Source organism: 'Nostoc azollae' 0708, assembly GCF_000196515.1.
Taxonomy (GTDB): domain Bacteria; phylum Cyanobacteriota; class Cyanobacteriia; order Cyanobacteriales; family Nostocaceae; genus Trichormus_B; species Trichormus_B azollae.
Map to the genome: position 1 here is coordinate 977,501 of NC_014248.1, position 21,966 is coordinate 999,466.

13 protein-coding genes, 1 tRNA gene, 2 rRNA genes and 2 pseudogenes (1 of these 18 running past the window's edge) are annotated in these 21,966 nt (G+C 40.0%); 11 read left to right on the forward strand and 7 right to left on the reverse strand.

The window, feature by feature from the left end; translation table 11 throughout:
• Positions 1-1,251: ribosomal RNA gene (locus tag AAZO_RS04480) — 23S ribosomal RNA — on the reverse strand; it reaches 1,577 nt to the left of the window's first position.
• A 322-nt stretch (positions 1,252-1,573) separates the two neighbouring features.
• Positions 1,574-3,062 (reverse strand): 16S ribosomal RNA (locus tag AAZO_RS04485).
• The 16S and 23S rRNA genes sit together here, the layout of an rRNA operon.
• Before the next feature lie 308 nt (positions 3,063-3,370).
• On the opposite strand from AAZO_RS04485, the gene glyQ reads away from it, so the two are divergent.
• The 5 genes and pseudogenes from glyQ to AAZO_RS04505 all read left to right on the forward strand — a co-directional run bounded on the left by glyQ (position 3,371) and on the right by AAZO_RS04505 (position 7,893).
• Positions 3,371-4,249 (forward strand): glycine--tRNA ligase subunit alpha, encoded by an 879-nt coding sequence (gene glyQ, locus AAZO_RS04490; RefSeq protein WP_013190342.1) that lies wholly within the window; start codon positions 3,371-3,373, stop codon positions 4,247-4,249.
• A 333-nt stretch (positions 4,250-4,582) separates the two neighbouring features.
• Complete coding sequence (locus AAZO_RS34860) at positions 4,583-4,747, forward strand: hypothetical protein (RefSeq protein ID WP_187289597.1); 165 nt, start codon at positions 4,583-4,585, stop codon at positions 4,745-4,747.
• Positions 4,748-4,869: 122 nt separating this feature from the next.
• Positions 4,870-5,143: pseudogene (locus tag AAZO_RS28720) on the forward strand (DUF4079 domain-containing protein); the annotation flags it as partial.
• Positions 5,144-5,326: 183 nt separating this feature from the next.
• The gene (locus tag AAZO_RS04500; protein WP_013190343.1) at positions 5,327-7,705 is read left to right on the forward strand and encodes a ComEC/Rec2 family competence protein; all 2,379 of its coding nucleotides are present in this window, start codon (positions 5,327-5,329) and stop codon (positions 7,703-7,705) included.
• A 103-nt stretch (positions 7,706-7,808) separates the two neighbouring features.
• Positions 7,809-7,893 (forward strand) — tRNA-Ser (locus AAZO_RS04505).
• Between the two features lie 251 nt (positions 7,894-8,144).
• Here AAZO_RS04505 and AAZO_RS04510 read toward each other — a convergent pair.
• A complete protein-coding gene (locus tag AAZO_RS04510; protein WP_013190344.1) occupies positions 8,145-8,501 on the reverse strand; it encodes a DUF2267 domain-containing protein in 357 nt (118 codons plus the stop codon).
• A 462-nt stretch (positions 8,502-8,963) separates the two neighbouring features.
• On the opposite strand from AAZO_RS04510, the gene AAZO_RS42225 reads away from it, so the two are divergent.
• On the forward strand, positions 8,964-9,098 hold the full coding sequence (locus AAZO_RS42225) for a hypothetical protein (protein ID WP_338027037.1): 135 nt from the start codon (positions 8,964-8,966) through the stop codon (positions 9,096-9,098).
• 80 nt (positions 9,099-9,178) lie between these two features.
• On the forward strand, positions 9,179-9,349 hold the full coding sequence (locus AAZO_RS42230) for a CapA family protein (RefSeq protein ID WP_338027038.1): 171 nt from the start codon (positions 9,179-9,181) through the stop codon (positions 9,347-9,349).
• Between the two features lie 680 nt (positions 9,350-10,029).
• On the opposite strand, the gene AAZO_RS04520 is transcribed toward AAZO_RS42230, so the two are convergent.
• Positions 10,030-11,691 carry a serine/threonine protein kinase gene (locus tag AAZO_RS04520; RefSeq protein WP_013190345.1) on the reverse strand — a complete coding sequence of 554 codons (1,662 nt, stop codon included), beginning with the start codon at positions 11,689-11,691 and terminating at the stop codon, positions 10,030-10,032.
• 129 nt (positions 11,692-11,820) lie between these two features.
• A complete protein-coding gene (locus AAZO_RS04525; protein WP_013190346.1) occupies positions 11,821-13,827 on the reverse strand; it encodes a BamA/OMP85 family outer membrane protein in 2,007 nt (668 codons plus the stop codon).
• A gap of 303 nt (positions 13,828-14,130) precedes the next feature.
• On the opposite strand from AAZO_RS04525, the gene AAZO_RS04530 reads away from it, so the two are divergent.
• The gene (locus AAZO_RS04530; protein WP_013190347.1) at positions 14,131-15,471 is read left to right on the forward strand and encodes a lipid-A-disaccharide synthase-related protein; all 1,341 of its coding nucleotides are present in this window, start codon (positions 14,131-14,133) and stop codon (positions 15,469-15,471) included.
• A gap of 8 nt (positions 15,472-15,479) precedes the next feature.
• Here the strand turns inward: AAZO_RS04530 and AAZO_RS04535 are convergent, their stop codons facing one another.
• Positions 15,480-16,202 carry a response regulator transcription factor gene (locus tag AAZO_RS04535; RefSeq protein WP_013190348.1) on the reverse strand — a complete coding sequence of 241 codons (723 nt, stop codon included), beginning with the start codon at positions 16,200-16,202 and terminating at the stop codon, positions 15,480-15,482.
• 1,307 nt (positions 16,203-17,509) lie between these two features.
• Here AAZO_RS04535 and AAZO_RS04540 point away from each other — a divergent pair.
• Positions 17,510-18,850 (forward strand): ATP-binding response regulator, encoded by a 1,341-nt coding sequence (locus AAZO_RS04540; RefSeq protein WP_013190349.1) that lies wholly within the window; start codon positions 17,510-17,512, stop codon positions 18,848-18,850.
• Between the two features lie 46 nt (positions 18,851-18,896).
• Positions 18,897-20,021, forward strand: coding sequence for a hybrid sensor histidine kinase/response regulator (locus tag AAZO_RS04545; RefSeq protein WP_013190350.1), 1,125 nt, complete (start codon positions 18,897-18,899; stop codon positions 20,019-20,021).
• 12 nt (positions 20,022-20,033) lie between these two features.
• On the opposite strand, the gene AAZO_RS04550 is transcribed toward AAZO_RS04545, so the two are convergent.
• Positions 20,034-20,492, reverse strand: coding sequence for a response regulator (locus tag AAZO_RS04550; protein ID WP_013190351.1), 459 nt, complete (start codon positions 20,490-20,492; stop codon positions 20,034-20,036).
• A 637-nt stretch (positions 20,493-21,129) separates the two neighbouring features.
• On the opposite strand from AAZO_RS04550, the pseudogene AAZO_RS28725 reads away from it, so the two are divergent.
• A pseudogene (locus AAZO_RS28725) lies at positions 21,130-21,938 on the forward strand (IS5 family transposase).
• Positions 21,939-21,966 lie beyond the last annotated feature (28 nt).

Below are 21,966 nucleotides of genomic sequence, written 5' to 3' on the forward strand. Positions count from 1 at the left end.
CACAGCTGCTTGCCGCTACTGCTTCTCCCTACTACGGAACGCTCCCCTACCACTTAGAGTAAATCTAAGTCCACAGCTTCGGTACATCACTTAGCCCCGTTCATTTTCGGCGCAAGATCGCTTGACTAGTGAGCTATTACGCACTCTTTCAAGGGTGGCTGCTTCTAGGCAAACCTCCTAGTTGTCTGTGCAATCTCACCTCCTTTATCACTTAGTGATGATTTGGGGACCTTAGCTGGTGGTCTGGGCTGTTTCCCTCTTGACAATGAAGCTTATCCCCCACTGTCTCACTGGCAATGTGTTCTCTGGGTATTCTGAGTTTGTCTCGATTTGGTACCGGTCTCCCAGCCCGTACCGAAACAGTGCTTTACCCCCCAGATTTAATCATTACCGCTGCGCCTAAACACATTTCGGGGAGAACCAGCTAGCTCCTGGTTCGATTGGCATTTCACCCCTAACCACAGTTCATCCGCCGATTTTTCAACATCGGTCGGTTCGGACCTCCACTTGGTGTTACCCAAGCTTCATCCTGACCATGGTTAGATCACCAGGGTTCGGGTCTATAAACACTGATTATCGCCCTCTTCAGACTCGGTTTCCCTTTGGCTCCAGCATTCTCGCTTTAACCTACCAGTGCCTATAAGTCGCCGGCTCATTCTTCAACAGGCACGCGGTCATCCGTTTAATCGGACTCCCACTGCTTGTAAGCTAATGGTTTCATGTTCTATTTCACTCCCCTTCCGGGGTTCTTTTCACCTTTCCCTCGCGGTACTTGTTCGCTATCGGTCACACAGTAGTATTTAGCCTTACGAGGTGGTCCTCGCTGATTCACATGGGATTCCTCGTGCCCCATGCTACTCGGGATGCAGCTACTATCCTTTAACTTTCGACTACAGGACTTTCACCTTCTCTGGTGCAGTATTTAGCTGCTTCGTCTAGTCTCTAGATTCGATATCGCTGTCCCACTACCCCAATCAGTAAACCAATTGGTTTAGGCTCTTCCCCTTTCGCTCACCACTACTGAGGGAATCTCTAGTTTGATTTCTCTTCCTCCAGCTACTAAGATGTTTCAATTCGCTGGGTTGGCTCTTTCCTGCCTATATATTCAGCAGGTAGTATTTAGGGTTGCCCCATTCGGATATCTCCGGCTCATAGTTTGCTTCCAACTCCCCGGAGCATTTCGTCGGTAACCACGTCCTTCTTCGCCTCTGTGTGCCTAGGTATCCACCATTAGCCCTTATTAGCTTGACCACTTTTCCATTGGTTCGACTTGCATTCACTTTCATTCTCATCGAATGTCTATGTCTGCCTGCTTTTTTTCGCGTTACTATGCAGTTTTCAAGGTTCTGACTGGAACTTCACCCAGCAGTCTGTACTATCTCTCTAGCTACAGTTGCTGAACTTTTTCCATATTTTTTCTGTTTTTTCCATTGCTACTTATGAACCAAACCAAACCAAGATAATACTTTGAAAGTTTTCAACCAATCTCCACCGACCTAGGATAGACCAATTCAGAATCTAATTACAGAATAACAGAATGTGTTCGATTTCTAAATGGATTAGGTCTCCCTAAAAAGGAGGTGATCCAGCCACACCTTCCGGTACGGCTACCTTGTTACGACTTCACCCCAGTCACCAGTCCTACCTTAGGCATCCCCCTCCAAAAGGTTGGGGTAATGACTTCGGGCGTGACCAACTTCCATGGTGTGACGGGCGGTGTGTACAAGGCCCGGGAACGAATTCACTGCAGTATGCTGACCTGCAATTACTAGCGATTCCTCCTTCACGAAGGCGAGTTGCAGCCTTCGATCTGAACTGAGCTACGGTTTATGAGATTTGCTTGCTATTGCTAGCTTGCTGCCCTTTGTCCGTAGCATTGTAGTACGTGTGTAGCCCAAAACGTAAGGGGCATGCTGACTTGACGTCATCCTCACCTTCCTCCGGTTTGTCACCGGCAGTCTCTTTAGAGTGCCCAACTTAATGCTGGCAACTAAAAACGAGGGTTGCGCTCGTTGCGGGACTTAACCCAACATCTCACGACACGAGCTGACGACAGCCATGCACCACCTGTGTTCGCGCTCCCGAAGGCACTCTCAGCTTTCACCGAAATTCGCGACATGTCAAGTCTTGGTAAGGTTCTTCGCGTTGCATCGAATTAAACCACATACTCCACCGCTTGTGCGGGCCCCCGTCAATTCCTTTGAGTTTCACACTTGCGTGCGTACTCCCCAGGCGGGATACTTAACGCGTTAGCTCCGGCACGGCTCGGGTCGATACAAGCCACGCCTAGTATCCATCGTTTACGGCTAGGACTACTGGGGTATCTAATCCCATTCGCTCCCCTAGCTTTCGTCCCTCAGTGTCAGTTGCGGCCTAGCAGAACGCTTTCGCCACCGGTGTTCTTCCTGATATCTACGCATTTCACCGCTACACCAGGAATTCCTTCTGCCCCGAACGCACTCTAGTTCTGTAGTTTCCACTGCTTTTACAAGGTTGAGCCTTGCTCTTTAACAGCAGACTTACAGTACCACCTACGGACCCTTTACGCCCAATCATTCCGGATAACGCTTGCATCCTCCGTATTACCGCGGCTGCTGGCACGGAGTTAGCCGATGCTTATTCCTCAGGTACCGTCATTTTTTTCTTCCCTGAGAAAAGAGGTTTACGACCCAAGAGCCTTCCTCCCTCACGCGGTATTGCTCCGTCAGGCTTTCGCCCATTGCGGAAAATTCCCCACTGCTGCCTCCCGTAGGAGTCTGGGCCGTGTCTCAGTCCCAGTGTGGCTGATCATCCTCTCAGACCAGCTACTGATCGTCGCCTTGGTAGGCTCTTACCCCACCAACTAGCTAATCAGACGCGAGCTTATCTTCAGGCAATAAATCTTTCACCTCTCGGCATATCCGGTATTAGCCACCGTTTCCAGTGGTTGTCCCCGACCTAAAGCCAAATTCTCACGCGTTACTCACCCGTCCGCCACTAAGTTCCTAAGAACTTCGTTCGACTTGCATGTGTTAAGCATACCGCCAGCGTTCATCCTGAGCCAGGATCAAACTCTCCGTTTTGGTAAGTTTGTTTTTTAGCTCTCTTGACCAATTTTTACAACCACGGTCAGGTTATTTTCTTTACTGACGCTATTTCCTGTTGTATACTGGCTTTCAAACTATAATATTTTCAAGGTTCGGTAGTCCCTCCGAGTCCGCTCTTTGGCGCTCTCTCTTTGGCACTTATTCAATATATCGAACCTATCTTTTAATGTCAACTACTTTCACTAACTTTTTTTCACCTATTTTTTTCAGGCTTCAAAACTGCTCAGAATGCTGGGTTTAGGCAACAATGGTTTATGCATTTTTGACTCAAGGAAGAGTAGATAGTGAATTTTCAGTCAGTAATAGCGGTTTTACATCAGTTCTGGGGTGAGCGTGGTTGCTTGATTGCTCAACCTTATGACATAGAGAAGGGAGCAGGCACTAAGAATCCCCATAGTTTTTTAAGGGCTTTGGGGCCGGAACCTTGGGCTGTGGCTTATGTTGAACCTTGTCGTCGTCCGACTGATGGGCGTTATGGGGAAAACCCTAATCGGTTTCAACATTATTATCAGTATCAAGTTCTGATTAAACCTTCACCAGATCATATCCAAGATGTTTATCTTGATTCTTTAAGGGCTTTGGGTATTCGTCCAGAAGATCATGATGTTCGGTTTGTGGAAGATAATTGGGAAGATGCAACGGTGGGGGCTTGGGGTACTGGTTGGGAAGTGTGGTTGGATGGGATGGAAATTACTCAGTTTACCTATTTCCAACAGTGTGGGGGTATTGATTGCCGTCCAGTGTCAATTGAGATTACTTATGGGTTAGAGCGACTGGCTATGTACCTCCAGGAGGTGGAAGCCATTACTAAGATTCGCTGGACGGATAATATTACTTATGGGGATGTTCATCTTCAGGGTGAGATTGAGCAATGTACTTACAACTTTGAAGCGTCGAATCCTGAGATGTTGCTGACACTATTTAATATATATGAGCAGGAGGCTACTCAGTTAATGGAAAGAAGACTAGTTTTACCTAGCTTGGACTATGTGATTAAGTGTTCCCATACGTTTAATTTACTAGATGCACGAGGTGTAATATCCGTGACGGAACGCACTCTCTACATTACTAGGATTCGACATTTGGCGAGGAAAGTTGCTCATTTATATGTTGAGCAAAGGGAGAAGTTGGGTTTCCCATTGCTTAAAAATGCCGTAAGTTGAAAAATAGGTATTAAATTTTTAACCCCCCCAGCTTGGCTACCGTATACAGACAAGTCTTACCTGTCTTCTTCTGAGCCTATTTCGCCCCCTAAATCCTAGGGGGATTTATAAAATTCCTGTTTTCCCAGAATTGAGGGTTAGGGGGTGATTTGGTGAGGGCTTGGCTAAATTCGATTACTTGTGTTTACACTTTAGCCTGCTTGGGGGATCTTGGTTTACGGTACAAACATTGCTGTGTGTTAGATGATAAATTTCACTGAAACTTTACAACCTATTGCAGCTTGGTTCAGTGCTTTAGGTCTTCGTGAAGGAATTGTGCATTGAGGACATCCTGTGATGATGGGAATTATGGTTTTTGTCGTGGGTAGTTTTGTGGGTGTGGCAGGTTGGCAAGGAAAACTGCTGGAAGATAAAAATAAAGATACTGATGTTAAAAGTGGAAATGCCCATCATCAGATATACTGCAAACGGGTGAAACTTGGACTTATGTCATACTGATAGCGGAGGCTGGCGTGAGCCATGGCTAACGTAGTGCAGTGAAGTATCTCCGAGATTCTTCACTATCTCTTTCAGAGAGGCTCCGCGAACGTTTACAATGACACTTTTAAACCGCTTTTAGTATAGCACCTTGGTTATTTATTTTTTTGGCAGGTGGCTATACAGGGTGGTGTATTGTCCTTGGTGATGCAGCATCAGCCACTTTTTGAAAGCCCTCAGTTTTGGACTGGTTCAATTGTGCTGTTATTGCTCTTTGTTAATGGTGCAATTTCTCTAAGTGGATTTTTCGGAGATAAAGCAGGACTACGTGTAGTTCATGCTTATTTAGAAAGTACAGCACTTTTGATTTCGTTGGTTCATGCTGTCTTAGCATTTAACCTGGGTATATCTTTGTAAAGTTGGTATTATCAGGGCGGATAAGTAGGGCAGAATGAAGGTTAACTTTTTTTGATTTTGTTGGGTTAAGCGACAGCGCAACCCAACCTATATTTTTACCGAACTGGATTTATATATATATATATAAATTTGGTTATATATATATAATGAACTGGGGCTGGGTGCTTTGGCTATTGAAGTTTTATGATGCAGAGTAGTAGCGTTATTATTTGTCTTGCCTATATTTTAGGGTTGCTGTTTACAGCGGTTCCTTGGGGTGGTATATGGGTTTTGGTGCTAGGAATATTAGCCGCAGTTCTATTTCGTGCAATTTATATTGGTTTGCGTAAATTTGCTCAGAAACGAGAAAAGTCCATTACCAAAGGTAAGGCTGGGGCTAATGTTACGCTAACTACTCCTGATCCTAGAGTATGGCTAATAGCTGGCTTAGTGGGCTTGTTGGCAACTCTGTATTTTCAATTGCGAGTACCTCAACCAGGAGAAAAAGATATTAGTCAGTTTATTTCTAGTGAAGATAATAGTAATCAAGAACGATTGGTAATCGTGCGTGGCGAAGTTGCAAGTACTCCCCGTTTAACTCGCAGTCAGAGGGGTCAATTTTGGCTGGAAGCAACGCAGCTAGATGAGGTTAAAAATGATAAGGGACCGGCAAGTTTACCAAAGGGGGTGACGGGTAAACTTTATGTGACTGTGCCTATACTTCAAGCTACTGGTTTATATCCTAGTCAAGAAATTGCTGTGACTGGGATGTTGTATAAGCCAAAAGCTGCATCAAACCCTGGTGCTTTTGATTTTCAGAAGTATCTAAAGCAGGAAGGTACTTTTGCTGGTTTGATTGGTAAACAGATCAATTTTATTGATGAAGAGAAGAAATGGGGATGGTGGCAGGTTAGGGAAACAATTATAAGATCGCAAGTTCGTTGGTTGGGTGTTCCTGAAGGTCTGCTGGTCAGTGCGATGGTTTTGGGTAGTAAGGCTGTAGATTTACCTTATGATATCCGTGATTTATTTGTGAAGGTGGGTTTAGCTCATGCTTTAGCTGCTTCGGGATTTCAAACTTCTCTAATTTTGGGTGTAATTTTACAATTAACCAAACGTGAAAAAAAGGCTACTCAAATTATTCTGGGTGTTTTGGGTTTAATCACTTTTTTGTTTTTGGCGGCGTTTCAAGCTGCTGTAGTTAGAGCAGTAATTATGGGTTTTGCTGCTTTGGTTGGTTTGGCTTTGGAAAGGAAAGTTCAACAACTTGGATCTTTGTTGTTGGCTGCTACATTGTTATTGTTATTTAATCCTCTTTGGATTTGGGATTTAGGTTTTCAATTAAGTTTTTTGGCAACTTTAGCATTAATTGTTACAGCTACACCGATCACTCAACGTTTGGATTGGATACCACCTGCGATCGCTTCTTTAATTTCTGTTCCCCTAGCTGCCACGATTTGGACTGTGCCTCTACTGTTACAGATTTTTAGTGTGGTCGCAGTTTACAGCGTACCATTAAGCATTATCACTACACTATTGATTTCTATTGTTAGTATCGGTTCCATGATCAGCAGTTTAGTAAGTTTAATTGTGCCAGACTTAGGCAGCACTTTAGCGAGTTTTTTATATTATCCAACACATTGGTTAATTCAATTAGTAGATTTTTCTGCTAGTCTTCCAGGCAGTTCTGTTGCAGTGGGTAGTATATCTACTGAGCAGATGGTGGTAATTTATGGTTTAATTATATCTACTTGTATGGTGCGTTGGTGGCAGCAGAGATGGTGGTTTGCTGGTTTAATTGCTATTGTTTTAGTTATAATTCCTGTTTGGCATTCTGCCAATAGTTTATTGCTAATTACATTACTTGCCACTGATAAAGAACCTGTTCTAGTAATTCAAGATAAGGGGCAAGTAACTCTGATTAATAGTGGTGATGAAGGAACAGGACGTTTTACTATTTTACCCTTTCTACAACAACAGGGTGTGAATAAAATTGATTGGGCTGTTTCTAGTAAGTTTTTAGCTAATGAAAGTGATGCCTGGTTAGAAATTCTGGAGAGTTTGCCTATCAATAATTTTTATGCCTATGCCTCCCAGTTAGGAAATAATATTGAAACTCAAGCAATTCAAGAAAAATTGCAAAAGCGCCAAGGCATTTACCAACCTTTATCACTCGGTCAAACTGTAAATAATGGTTCAACTACTGCTCAATTTGTTAATGACCAATTACCCATTTTACGGTTGCAAATTTTTGGTCAGAATTGGTTGCTAATAGGTAGTGTCAAGTCTCAACAAATAGAAGAACTAATTAGAACTGGCGGTTTATCTAGTCCAGAGGTGCTTTGGTGTCCATCAGAATCTTTGCAGGATTTGGTTTTAGCATTGAAACCACAGGTGGCGATCGCTAATCGTTCTGTAGGTATCACATCTGCAAATAATCTTCACAACAAAACTTTATCGGCTTTAAGTAAAGGAAAGACTAAACTGTTCTTTACAGGCAGCGATGGTGCTATTCAATGGACACCTGATGGTGACTTTGAAACTTTCATCCAAGTTACAGAAAATAAATCTTCGAGTTTCTAGCAAGTTTGCCAACAGCGATCGCTTGTTTGATATAAATGCTATAATTGGAAAGAGGATAAAATAAAATCTCCCGTATTAACTACAATTAGTGAATAATATGGTTGGAGAGGTGTCCGAGTGGTTGATGGTGACGCACTCGAAATGCGTTTTGGGGTAACTCAACGGGGGTTCGAATCCCCCCCTCTCCGTTTAAAGAATTAAGGTAAGCATTCAGCTAATGGCTAACGGCACGCTACGCGAACAGCCATCACTAGTCAGCTTTTTCAGACTAACGCCGAAAATACCTATTTGATAATTAACCTATTTCTCAAACATTCTGACTCCTGACTCCTGAGACCTGAATTTCTACGAATTAACTAGGAACTGTTTCTCTCCACAGTTCTCGCAAAGCTGGTGGTATCATGTGAATAACATCTTCAATTTCTCCTTGGGAAACCCGTTAAGCCATAATTTTGAAGACAGCACGTACCAAAGATTCAGCATCAATATCAGCGTTAATGTTGGAGAAGTAATGACGGATATGGTTCAAAAATTCTTCCTTGGTCCGGTCTTTAGTAGGTCTTGCCGCTGGTCGCCAATTTTCGTAGTAAAATCCACCTAATAAAATCGGTAACTGCGCTTCTAAATGAGCAGCTTCTTCTACAGTGAAGCGATCGAGTAATGCGTGTAACGTCGCTCTCAATCCTTGCAAAACTTGGTGTTTATCTTCCCAACCCAATTCTTCTCCCAACTCATTGACCCAAGGAACTGTTTTTTGTAAAGTAGCATCAAAGATATCTAATCCTGTCGTAGTCATAATTATTTCTCCTCTAGCACAGCACTATAAATAAATAGTGTTTTAAATCTAAAGAATCTATTAATTATTTATTACTTCAGCTCATAATAAGGCTGAATACTTATCAACTTCTAGCTAGCTAATGAAGTTAGATTTTATATCTATTCCTCTCTCTATGAGGAGATGAGATTAAGAGTATCTCTCGACCTTAATAGACCTATTGCAAAATTATTTCTTATGATAGACAGTTTTGGATTTTATGTATTTTTGGTGTTCTTTGCGCTCGCTAATTGAAACATAACCTTGTAACTCTAACTTTTGGCTAAAACAAAAGTAATACTCTAATATAACATAAAATTAATTCTTCAATAGGTCTAATACAAAACTTCTGCTAATCATTTGCATTTAGTTTTCTGAGTGTTTGCTTTTGTTTGGGTATTAGTTTAGGAGTAACTATCAAATTTGGAAAGATACAGCAATCAGATGCTGCTTGCTGGGACAGAGATTCCTCTATTTACTCCCGATTCTCCTGTCCCCAGTTTAGGTGATGAAGAACAAACAATCACAATAAAGGCCGTTGGGGATATCATTCCTGGTACAAATTTTCCTAACTTATAGATTGCCACAAAATCCCAACCAGCTATTACCAGAGGCTGTCAGAACCTACTTACAAGGATCAGATATTTTATCTGGTAATTTTGAAATTCGCTTTTCGTTCACCACCTGCGTATGCTCAACTATTCGCCGAAGTTGGTATTGATGTCTTGAAGATAAGCAACAACCACAGAATGGATTTTGGTGCAGTTCAGTTTACAGATACAATCAAAAAAGAGGCTAAGGGGATAAAAATATTAGGGCATAAAAATTAAATTCTCTATTTAGAATATAATCAAATAACAATTGATATAATTGTCTTCAGAACTTATGGACTGAATTGTACAGTCCATAACTTAGAAACAGCCAAATCCCTGGTAAAAAAGCCGAAAGATAACGCCAAAGTGGTCATTGTTTCCATGCAAATAGGAGCATAAAGAACTGCTGCTTTGCACGTAGAGGTAATTCCTGAAAATTTGCGCGAACAATGATTGATACAGCAGCAGATTTAGTTTCATAACATGGACATCATATTCCCAGAGTGATGGAACTTTACAAAGGAAAAGTCATTGCTTATTGACTAGGAAACTTTTTAGGATATCGAACTTTAGCGACCAATACTCAAAAGGGTTACTCAATGATTTCAGATGACAAAATCAACTCAGAAGGTAATTTAGTATCTGGTAAAATTATCCCCATTCATTTATATCTGTAAGGTATTCCAAAAGTTGATCAATATTTTCGGACTGTAGGACTATTATGTCATTTAAACAATCATGATTTACCTGATAGTCCGCTAGAGATTAATCAAAAGCAAGAAATTGTGATGTTGAATCAAAAACAAAATTACAGCCGAGTTCAAGAGTCAATCCCTTTGGGAAATTAAAAATAGTGTTATAACTTCTTAACCTATCTTGAACTCCTACTTGTTTACGAATAGCTTTTTCAGCAAAGCCTAATTACTCTGATCTTCTGATTTCTCCTCTTTTGAGGATTGGTTATCGGTAGACGAATTTGATTTTGTGTCTTCGGTTGGTACAACCACAGCAGAAGAATCTGTACTCTTAGATTCCTTTGCTGGTGCTGGAGGTATGACGACAGAATTTTCAGGTGGTGATGCTTCTGGGATGACTACAGAATTATCTGGTTTTGTCCGTTGGGGTGAATCAGAATTGTGACTAGAAGCGGGTGGGATATTTTCTGAGGATGGTGTGGAGATAACAGGAGGAGATGATTTGGCTTCCCGCAGTTTCTCACTTAAGGATGGTGTGGGAGTAACAACAGGTGTGGATATGGTACGCTTAGTTTTGCGGGGTAAAGATTCTGAAGAATTATCTTGAGATTGTTGAGGAAAGTTTTCTGGAGAAATACTATCACTTGTCGGAGTTGCTTCTGGATAAATCCGACGATTGCGTCTGCGTCGTTCAGAAGTGGACAATGATGCAGCAGACTCATGGGAAGAGGAAGTTTGATTTGCTTGATTTTCAGGAGAATGTGTACCCTCAACCACAGGTTCTGGAGTACTGGTAAATTCTGGAGTGGATTCTTCAGAAAGGGGGTTAGGCGCTTGTAACTGAGACCTAGGTAATATACTAGTCATGCTAAACCCTACTGTACTAGCAACGAAGACTACACCAATGCTTGCTAATACCTTGGCCAGTGCTAATTTTCTGGGCGGAGTTGTAACTGTCTCCACTGGTGATAATATGGTGTTGGGACCAGTTTGTTTAAAGCTATTTTCTGACTCTTGGGTAGATAAATCAATGGTTGGTGCTGGTTGAGTTGGTAATGATAGTGTTATCTGAAATCCATTGCCTGGTAGTAATTCTAGCCACTCTGCTACTGTAGTCGGACGAAAACGGGACTCTACAGCCATACCTCGCATCACTGCTTGATTAATAGATGCACTGAGATGGGGTTGTAGTTCACGGGGAGAAGGCATTGGTTGGCGCTCGCGCAATAATGATGGAATAGGAACATGTCCTGTTAACAGTGCATATAAAGTTGCTGCTAAACCATAAACATCAGTCGCTGTGGTACCTGGTGCTTGGGTCAAATATTGTTCAATAGGTGCATAACCTTCACTAACTAAACCCGTGTGAGTTTGTTTTACACCGCTGTTAAATTCCCTGGCAATACCAAAATCAATTAGCACTACTTCCTGAGTTCCTTGGCGGAGGATGATATTATCAGGTTTGATATCTCGGTGTAGCAAACCATTATTATGTACTACCTGTAATGCTGCCCCAATTTGCCGGATATAATGAACTGCTGTTTCTTCTGGTAATGGTATTCCCGGTAACACGAATGCTTCACCTAAAGTTTCCCCAGGAATATATTCCATCACCATGTAGGGTAGTCCATTCTCCACAAAAAAATCACTTACCCGAACAATATTAGGATAGACACAAGTGGCTAATCTTCTGGCTTCATCTTGAAATTGACGTTCAAACTTGGAAAAATCAGGATTTTGTCGCAGTCGTTCATTTATAGTCTTCATCACTACTTCCTGCCTCAAGTAATGATGTTTTGCTTTGAACGTAATCCCAAATCCACCCCTGCCTATCTCTTGGATAATAGTATATTTTCCACTCTGTAAAATTGTGCCTGTTAACATAGGGAAACTTAAATCCTTACTGGGCGGTTGACACTCCGTTCAACGGTTTTGTCTTATTCATCATATAGCAGGAGACAAGTGACAGGTGACAGTGAACAGTAAACAGCGTTGACAGATAACTGATAACTGTTAGAATCGTTGACCTATACCAATATGTACTCGGCTATTTCCTTGGTCATTAATTCCATAATCAGCTCGAATTACCCCTAAAGGTGAGTCAACACGGACTCCTGCACCATAACCAAAACCACTACCAGGCTTATTTTGCCCACCCGCAGAATTTCCAATAACAGTATCACCAGATCCTAAATCGGAAGCAAAGTCGGCAAATATCACACCTCCAGCAATGGGGAAGATGGGAAAGCGATATTCAGCGGAGGCTAAAACATAACTGCGACCACTTCCCACCTGTCCTGCATCATAACCGCGTATCGAATTAGAACCACCCAAGTTAAAGGTTTCATAAGGTGGTAAATCACCAACTACAGTACCAGCTTGCAGATTTAAAGCAAATATTTGTGGCTGTTTGCTATTAAATAATTTAACTGTCATAAACTGACTATAATTACCCCGGAGACGATTCATGGTAATTTGACCGTGACCAACGGGAATAGATTGTTCGGTACTGAAAGTGAGGAGAGAACCTTGAGTGGGTTTAACTGGGTTGTCCCTTTCGTCCTTAGTGGCTGTGAAGGATACAGCAGTTAGGTCGTCTATTCCAGTATCACTAAAGGATAATTGATTATTATTCGTATCTCTGGGGGTAATATTACCTTCGTGATCGCGTATTGTAACACGAGTGTAATTAAGACCTACAGAAGTATCCCAACCATCTATTTGTTGTTGAACACTTACACTACCGCCAATTTTTCCTTCTCTCACTTTTTCACCATTTGCCAGACTGATAGTATCATCAAATGTATGGGAAATTTGTCGTCTACGGAAGGCTTTGACGTTGTAGCCTAAGCGGTTGGGGTTTATTTCTCGATAGGGACTGTTAAAATTACTATTAAATAATACGTCTTGGCGATTAACTTCCACATTGGCAGCTAAAGTATCATTAACGCCGCCAACATTTTGGTCTTTGTAGCTGACGACCACGGATATACCATCATCAGCATTGTAACCGCCACCTAAGTTAACTGAACGCGCTCCAACTTCTTGGAGTTCATAGGTCAAATCTACCTTTGTTGCATCTTCTTCAAAGGCGAAATTGACAGTTTTAAATAAACCTAATTTATATAAAGTTTGGACATCATCCTGGACTAATTTATCTTGAAAGACTTTACCAGGCTTTAACTTCAGTTTCTGTCTGAGGAAATCGTTTTTAGTGCGACCTTGAATGGGATTACCGTTATTATCAACTTTTTGCCCCTCTTCATTGACAAAGCGAAATTTGACATCACCTATTAAACCTTCAGCTACATTCACTATGAGAATACCTTGGCGGTTTGGTTGAATTGATAGTACCCTGGCTAGGGTATAACCATTTTCTATATACCACTGGTTAATTTTTTGAACTATTTGCTGGAGTGCAGCGGGGCTAATATCTTTACCAATTTGATTTTTAAAGTTTTTTAAGGCTACTTGATAGGTGAGAATCTTTACACCAGAGAGTTGTATTGCTTGTACTAATACAGGCTGAACTTGATAGGTTATATTCAAACCGCTAGATGTACTGATGCTGCTGACATTAGCACTAGCAAATAAACCAGTGTCCAGAATTGCTACTACATCTTTTTGTACCTGGGTTTGACTGGTTTCTCCACCTGTTTGAGTTTTAATTACTTTGCGAATTACCTGTTCTAATTCTGGATTGGCACCAACTATCTCCACATTGGTAGCTATAACGACTAAATCGTTATCTGTAATCAAGTTTTTATTAATGTTGTTGACATTGTTAGGTATAAGTACAGACTGAGAACTAAATTCTACAGCACAGGTAGTTTCTGGAGAGGTTACGACTTCTGTTTGTGCGGGCTGAGTTTCGACAAACGGTAGTACTACCACATCAGTGCCTGTTTCAGTTTGAGCCTCTGGATTTGTGGTTTGATTGGGTAGAGCATTTGCTTGCTGAGTGACATTACTAGCAGCTAGGGTAGCTAATGTCAGAATTACCGCAGAAGAAACTCGCATAATTAATATTGATTAACTTCATCAACTGGTAGTTAGTTGCAGTCGGATCAAGCATTGGGAATAATATACATTCCCTATACCTGTGGATGAACAGACTGTTAATTGTAATTTTTTGTTTCTGAGCAAAAAAGCGGTCAGTTTCCCCGATCAGTAAAATAATAGGTATTCATCTCCAGTGATTGTTTTTAGTATGGAAGATACAGGTTTATTTGGTAATCAACAATACGTACTATCAGACGCTATGATTACAAATTGCAATAGGCCGCAGCTATTCTCCATCAAAAATATAAAATATAAAATTCTATGACTGATTTATCCGAATTACCTTTAATTACAAATTCCCTGGAAAGTACTTCTCGTTTACAGTTACTGGTTTTGAGTAATGGTCATGGAGAGGATATAATTGCTGTCCGCATTTTACAGGAACTGCAAAGGCTATCTTCGCCACCGGATATCTTTGCTTTACCAATAGTGGGTGAAGGACGTGCTTACCAAGAGTTGAATGTGCCGCGTATTGGTGCGGTTCAAACTATGCCTTCTGGTGGCTTTATTTACATGGATAGTCGCCAATTCATGCGAGATGTACGGGGTGGTTTGGTGCAACTTACCTGGAAGCAAATTCAGGCTATTCGTTGTTGGGTTAATTGTCAAACTAAGTTAGGAAATAAGAAAGCTATTTTAGCGGTGGGGGATATTGTGCCACTGTTGTTTGCAGCTATAAGTGGTGCTAATTATGCATTTGTTGGAACGGCAAAATCTGAATATTATGTGCGGGATCAGGATGGTTTATTAACCAGAAGATCAAAATCGGTACGTTGGGAAAATTTTTCTGGCTCTATTTACCATCCTTGGGAGAGGTGGTTGATGAGTCGTCGTCGTTGTCGTGGTGTGTTTCCCAGGGATTCGCTGACGACGGAAATATTAAAGAAGTCGCAGATTCGGGCTTTTGATTTGGGTAATCCGATGATGGACGGTTTAGAACCGATGTTGACAAATTCAAAGTTTTATAGTGCTGATACTGAACAAGAGGAGATTGTTCGGCCTTTGATTGTGACTTTACTTCCTGGTTCTCGTGCTAATGAGGCTTATGCTAACTGGGAAATGATTATGACTGCTGTATCTGGTTTGATTACTGGTTGGCAGGAGCGAGATATGGTATTTTTAGGTGCGATTGCTCCCGGTTTAGATGGGGATATTTTATCTCAAACTTTGCAAATTCAAGGTTGGCAGAGATGTCCACAATCTCCCATTCAACTTGCTGATCCTGATTATTTGACGTTTAAACAAAAGAATAATTATGTAATTCTCACCCAAAAAGCTTATGGTGACTGTTTGCATTTGGGAGATTTGGCGATCGCAATGGCAGGTACAGCGACAGAACAATTCATTGGTTTAGGCAAACCTGCGATCGCTATTCCTGGAAAAGGACCTCAATATAATCCCGCCTTTGCTGAAGCCCAAAGTCGTCTTTTAGGATCATCTCTAATTTTAGTAGAACAACCAATCAAAATTACCCAAGTAGTACGATCCCTGTTGAACAATCCTGACCTCTTCAATGAAATTGCCGAAAATGGAGTTCAGCGTATGGGTCAACCAGGTGCAGCCAAACGTATTGCTGAATGTTTGCAAGCAAGATTAGGTTGAAAATCAACTCAACCCACTAACCCAGAACGTAACGCGCGAACCGCAGCTTGAGTACGGTCATCAGCACAGAGTTTATTTAAAATGTTCCGAACGTGAGTTTTTACTGTCCCCACCGTAATGTAGAGTTTTTCAGCAATTTGTCCATTACTGCAACCAGCAACAATTAACTCTAAAATTTCTAATTCCCGTTGAGTCAAAGGATAGGTTTCCAAAACCTGTTCATATTCGGTAGCTAGGGCCTCAATTTTCACGGTTTTTGGTTTATCAGCTGCTGTACTTTCTCCTGGTATACCCAAGCGCATCTTCCTTAATACCACATTCGCAATAGCTGGATCAATCCAAGAGTTACCCGCATAAGTAGCTTGTATCGCCTCAGTTAATTTATTGATGCTTGTTTCCTTCATATAATATGAATCTGCTCCCGCTGCAAAAGCTGCTAGAACTGCATCTTCTGTATGATTCATGGTCAGAATCAGAATTTTTGTATTTGATTGCCCAGTTTCCGCTTGTTGGCGCTTAAACTTACGGGTAAGTTCAATGCCATCCATATCTGGTAAACCAATATCGACTACAGCCACATCAGGCTTAGTAGTTTCCAAAAGTTTTAGACCTTGAGTAGCATTAGCGGCTTCACCAATTACTTTTAAGGCGCTGTTTGACTGTAAGGCAGCCCTTAATCCCATGCGGGTTAAATCATGATCTTCAATTAAAAGAATGCTGATTTCATTCATTGTTACACCCAACTATCTAATATCTAACTGCTGCTTTAAACTTAAAACCTTTTGTAAGTATTTGATCTAATTTCCCCAAACCAAAGGTAGATGATATTTTGATTGACTTGCATCCACCGAGAGAAATAATAAATTTCACTTATTTTAAGTTAGGTAGAAGTAAAAATCTAGCTAGGGATATATGGCTATTTATTTCAAAAAAATGAAATATTGATACGAATGAAACATCATTCCCTGTTAAAAAGCTACATTCGTAGGGGTAAAGTAAAATGCTAAAGCGGCGCATGAAATGAATCGAAAATGAATCGAGTCAGACTACTATACAACTGTTTGATCATGTATCTGCTAATTATCTATGTATAACAGATCAGTTCATGAATAAGTTCTTGTAAATGATAATTGATGAAACAGTAAATTTTAGGCTAAGTTAAGCAACTACCCCTTCCTCCCGAAGTCGTAAACTTTTGCGTTAACCTGTCCATTAACTAAAGTAGGTATTTAGATTGTAACAAAAAACTATATTGTGAATACAGAAATTTACCAAAAAGATACCAACCTATCAATTTATAATTACATAGTGCAACAATTTGCATTAAAGTGCGATAATTTCTCCAGGTACTAACTCAACACAATGAACCAGAATTAGGTAGACTTAGAGCTATATCCTCTCAAAAAATACAGGTAACAGCTAACAAGTAACAAGTAACAGGAAACATTGATATGTGTTTCTTTGTTATGCAAAGAGGACGCGAGTCAATTCTTGGCGGTTAAGGAGGAAAAAGGAAAGAAAAAACCTTTATCCTTTACCCTTTAACACTTGCCCAAACAAACGACTAATCCCCGGTACTTAACCAAGTAGTATTGGGGACGGGGATTTAAAACTAATGAGTAATGATTTGTCCTTGTATGACACACTCAAGGTATGCACTTAAAGCTGGTTAATATTTAATGAGTGAAAATTCACTTATCAATACTGAATACTGTTTTAGTGAGTAAAATTGCTCAGGCTGATGATACACAATGTTTCTGTGCAACTCTCACTAATGGCTGAGGACGGTGAATCATCTACTCATTTACAATTGTGTTGAGATGGATAAAGTATTTTATTTTACTTTATATTGACTCTGTTTCATTTAGGAGTGAATCGTTTTCATCTGCAATAATTGCTAATTGTTTACCAAGAATTATTAATTAAACATGAGCAATTTTCTATGAGCTAGATTTCTAAGTAGCAGAATCCTAGTTAAATGGTTTAAAAAGAGTAATGCTGTACATCAATCCATACTGCACAGCTAAAACAAAAACTGATGGAAGAGACGTTTAAAATTTTGGTTGTAGATGATGATGAAGTAGATCGCATGGCAGTCCGTTTAGCCCTGACGAAAGCAGGTGTTTATATGGAACTGAGTGAAGTTAGTGACGGTGAAAATGCATTCTCTGCCCTCCAAAATGCTAACTTTGACTGCGTTTTTCTTGATTATCACTTACCAAACCAAAACAGCTTGACTTTAATACACAAGCTGCGTTCTTCCGAAATCAAAGTTCCTTTAGTCATTCTCACTGCTCAAGGAGAGGAAAAAATTGCTGTTGAGTTGATGAAAATAGGTGCTACAGACTATCTACTAAGATCTCAGTTATTTTCAGAAAATTTAACCAGAATTTTACGCAATGCCATTAAATTATTCCAAGCTGAAATTAAAGCAGATTTAGCCTATCAACAACTCAAAGAAAGTCATGAACAACTGATTTGTAAGAACCAAGAATTAGAGAGACAAAGGGAACAAATCCAGTTGCAAAATTTGAGATTATTGGAAGCATCACGGCTCAAAACAAAATTTTTAGCGACTATATCTCATGAATTCCGAACCCCAATGAATGCTATCATTGGTTTCTCACAAATACTCTTACGTCCGAAATTTGGTCAACTTAATAGTCAGCAAGTGGACATGGTAGAGCGTATTCTCAATAATGGCAAGCATTTGCTGATGCTGCTGAATGAAGTTTTGGATTTTTCCAAATTAGAATCTGGAAGATTAGAACTAAAACCAGAAATTTTGGATTTAGAAAAAATCGTGAATAATTCTGTATCAGAAATAATGTCTTTGGCTGAAGCTAAAAAATTATCTTTGGTGGTGGAAACAGATTTACAAAACACTTTGATATTTAATGATTCAGTCCGAGTACGCCAGATTTTAATTAATTTACTGGCTAATGCTGTTAAGTTTACAGAATCTGGAGGGATTTGGGTAGAAGTGAAAGAAATTACCCAAAACAGATTAACAATTACTATTAGAGATACAGGAATTGGTATTTCTTCCAAAGATTTCAAACATATTTTTGAAGCATTTCGACAAGTAGATCAAGGCATTAGCCGGAAATACCCTGGAACGGGACTTGGTTTAGCTATTACTGATTCATTGGTACAAATGATGGGAGGAAAAATCTTTTTAGAAAGTAAATTAGGAGTGGGTTCAATATTTAAAATTGAATTGCCACGGCAAATCAGATTAATATCCAATCATGGAGGAGATGGTTATAATTTAAATTTAGGTAATGAAGAAGGAATTTATTATTCTCATCACAACCCACCTCAACTACCATCTCAATTCAATAGAGCCTCAATGGGATATCCTCATCTCAAGCAGTAGATAAAGATGGATTAAGTTAGGTAACTTTACAAAAAGTGGATAAATTATGTCTATTGTCAAAAGTGATAAAATTGGCCGAATTCTCGCCGTTGATGATACTAGAGATAATCTAATTTTAGTGCGAACCCTTTTAGAAAGTGAGGGTTATAAAATTGATTTAGTATCAGATGGTGCAACTGCGTTACAAAAAGTGGCACAATCTCCACCGGATCTGATTTTACTTGATGTGATGATGCCAGGAATGGATGGGTATGAAGTAACACGCAGAATTCGTAATTGTCCTGACCTCAACTATATTCCGATTTTGTTGATTACCGCTTTTCATGAATCTAGTGTGGTGGAAGGATTAGATGCTGGTGCTGATGATTTCATCCGCAAACCATTTGATACAGATGAATTGTTGGCTAGAGTGCGATCTCTCTTGCGACTGAAGCACAGTATTGATGAACAGCAAAAAATGACCCGTCAGCGAGAAGACTTTGTATCTCGTCTTACCCATGATTTACGCACACCCTTAGTAGCAGCTGATAGAATGTTAGCTTTGTTCCAACAGGAGACTTTTTGTAAAATTTCCCCGGAAATGAAACAAGCGATCGCTGTCATGATTCGCAGCAACCAAAATTTAATGCAAATGGTCAACACTCTACTAGAAGTCTATCGCTTTGAGGCAGGTAAAAAAACATTAAATTTGGACAACTGTGACTTAAAGGAAATAGCTCAAGAAGTCATCAGTGAACTAGCTCCCCTCGCTATCGAGAAAAACTTGACCCTCAAATTAGATACTCATAAATTAAACCAACTAGGCAAAAATCCTGGAATTATCATCGCTGATAAACTAGAAATACGCCGTGTGCTGAATAACTTAATCGGTAATGCCATTAAGTTTACAGATACAGGAGGTATCGAAATTCTCATTTTTGAAACCTTACCTACTAATACTGAGGCAATTGAAGTTGTTATTGAAGTTGCAGATACAGGTTATGGAATTTTACCTGAAGATCAAGCAACAATTTTTGAGCGATTTCGTCAAGGTAGAAATAAGAGATCCGGTAGTGGCTTAGGACTGCATCTATCACAACGAATTCTAGAAGCGCATGGTGGGAAAATCGAACTTTTCTCAGAATTAGGTAAAGGTAGCGTATTCACAATTAGACTTCTAAAAGAAACTTAGTTTCAGTTATTTCTAACTTTCATGACATATTTCAAGCGCAGAATACGTTTCAAATTTGTCATCAAGCAAACGCCAAATCATCTCTTCTAAATCCTCAAGCATATAAGGTTTACTAATATAGTCATCAAAACCCGCTCTGAGGATACGTTCTTTCTCTTCCCTACCAGCTAAAGCTGTAATTGCAACTACCGGAATATTACAAGTAAGGGGTTCTCTTTTCAAAGCTCGCACAATATCTAAACCATTGAGTCCAGGTAACAAAATATCTAACAAAATCAAGTCTGGCTGATATTCCTTTGCTACCAATAGTGTTGTGTAACTTTCATTTTGACAAATACATCTACACCCTAATAACTTCAGAGCATAACTTAGCAAGAGTAGACTATCATCATGATCTTCTACTACCAAAATCAAAGGGGGCTGAGAGCTTTGCTTTTTTTCATCACTCATGAATGAATGTGTCAAATACATCTCTTCTCCAGAAAATTAAATTAGGCTTTATCGTCTTTATAGTTAAACCAGACAATAATCCCGCAAGCCATAAAAGAATGTTGATTCAGAATTAGCTCGTGTTTTGCTACCGATCAGTTGATAATCCTGACCAACACACAAAGGAAAGGAAAACTCAAGTGGAATGGCTTTAGCAGACACCCCTTGATTATATGCAAAATTACAGAACATTTCCCTCATAAGTTCACAATAACTTTATAAATAAAAAGATAGTAGTTATTTACTTTAGTATCAGTATTAACCTGTTTCTAAGTAAGAATTCAAATTACATGAGTTGAATTTAATATTCAATCCAGTATGAAAATAGACTATTAAGTCTATACTGCCTGTATTTTACTCTGCTGCTGATTACAAATTAAAGGTCGCCATAAAACCTCTTAAATTAATAGCCAGATACTCTCATACGTCATAAAAGCATGTAATAAATATTACTTGAATTGCGGCCGTACATGGTTACTTTGTAAAGAAGTGAGATGATAGTTGCTCAAACAAACAGAACTATTTTAGAGGCTATTGATAAAGTAAATGTAAAGGGGAGTAGAAAAGGAATGTTGGAAGGATAGGATACATAAAATCTAGTGTATTTACATAGCTACTGATGGAACGAAAGTCTTACCCCACAGACTTAACTGATATGGACTGGGAAATCCTGGCCCCATTGATTCCACCAGCTAAAGAAGGAGGGCATCCACCCACAACAGATATAGGTGAAATATGTAATGCCATCTATTTTCATTTGAAAACTGGATGTCAATGGAATATGCTTCCAGGTGACTTCCCGCCAAGGTCAATGGTATATAGCTATTACAGGAAATGGCAGGGCCAGGGGGTTTGGGAAAAATTCAACCATACATTGGGTGGTCAAGTTCGCTCGAAATTAGGTAAATGAACACAACCTACCGCGCTCGCTGCAGACAGTCAGTCGGTCAACACTGACCAAAGAAAGCGGATGTGTATGGTTTTGACGGATGTAAAAAGGTAAAAGGAAGAAAGGGGCAGACTTTAGTTGATAGCCTGGGACTTGTGTTGAAACTTGTTGTTAGTGAAGCGAATGCCCCAGAACGAATACTTGCTGCCTATGCACTAATGGAACTGCTAGAGGAACCCACAGAATTATTGGAAAAAGTCCAAGTTTTATGGGTTGATTCCGGTTATGACGGTGATAAATTTGCACTTGCAGTTTGGTTCATGATTCAAGCTCATGTTGAAGTCATAGGACCTACTGAGCAAGAATTTAAAGTTTTACCACAACCCTGGGTAGTAGAAAGAACATTTGGGTGGTTTAACCAATATCATCGTCTAAGCAAGGATTATGAGCGTCTAACACAAATAAGCAAAGGGGCTATATATGCTCTTATGACTAGAATTATGCTACTTCCTCTTGTCTCCTCAACATTTACTTTATAAATCATCTCTTAAGCATAATAATTGACGT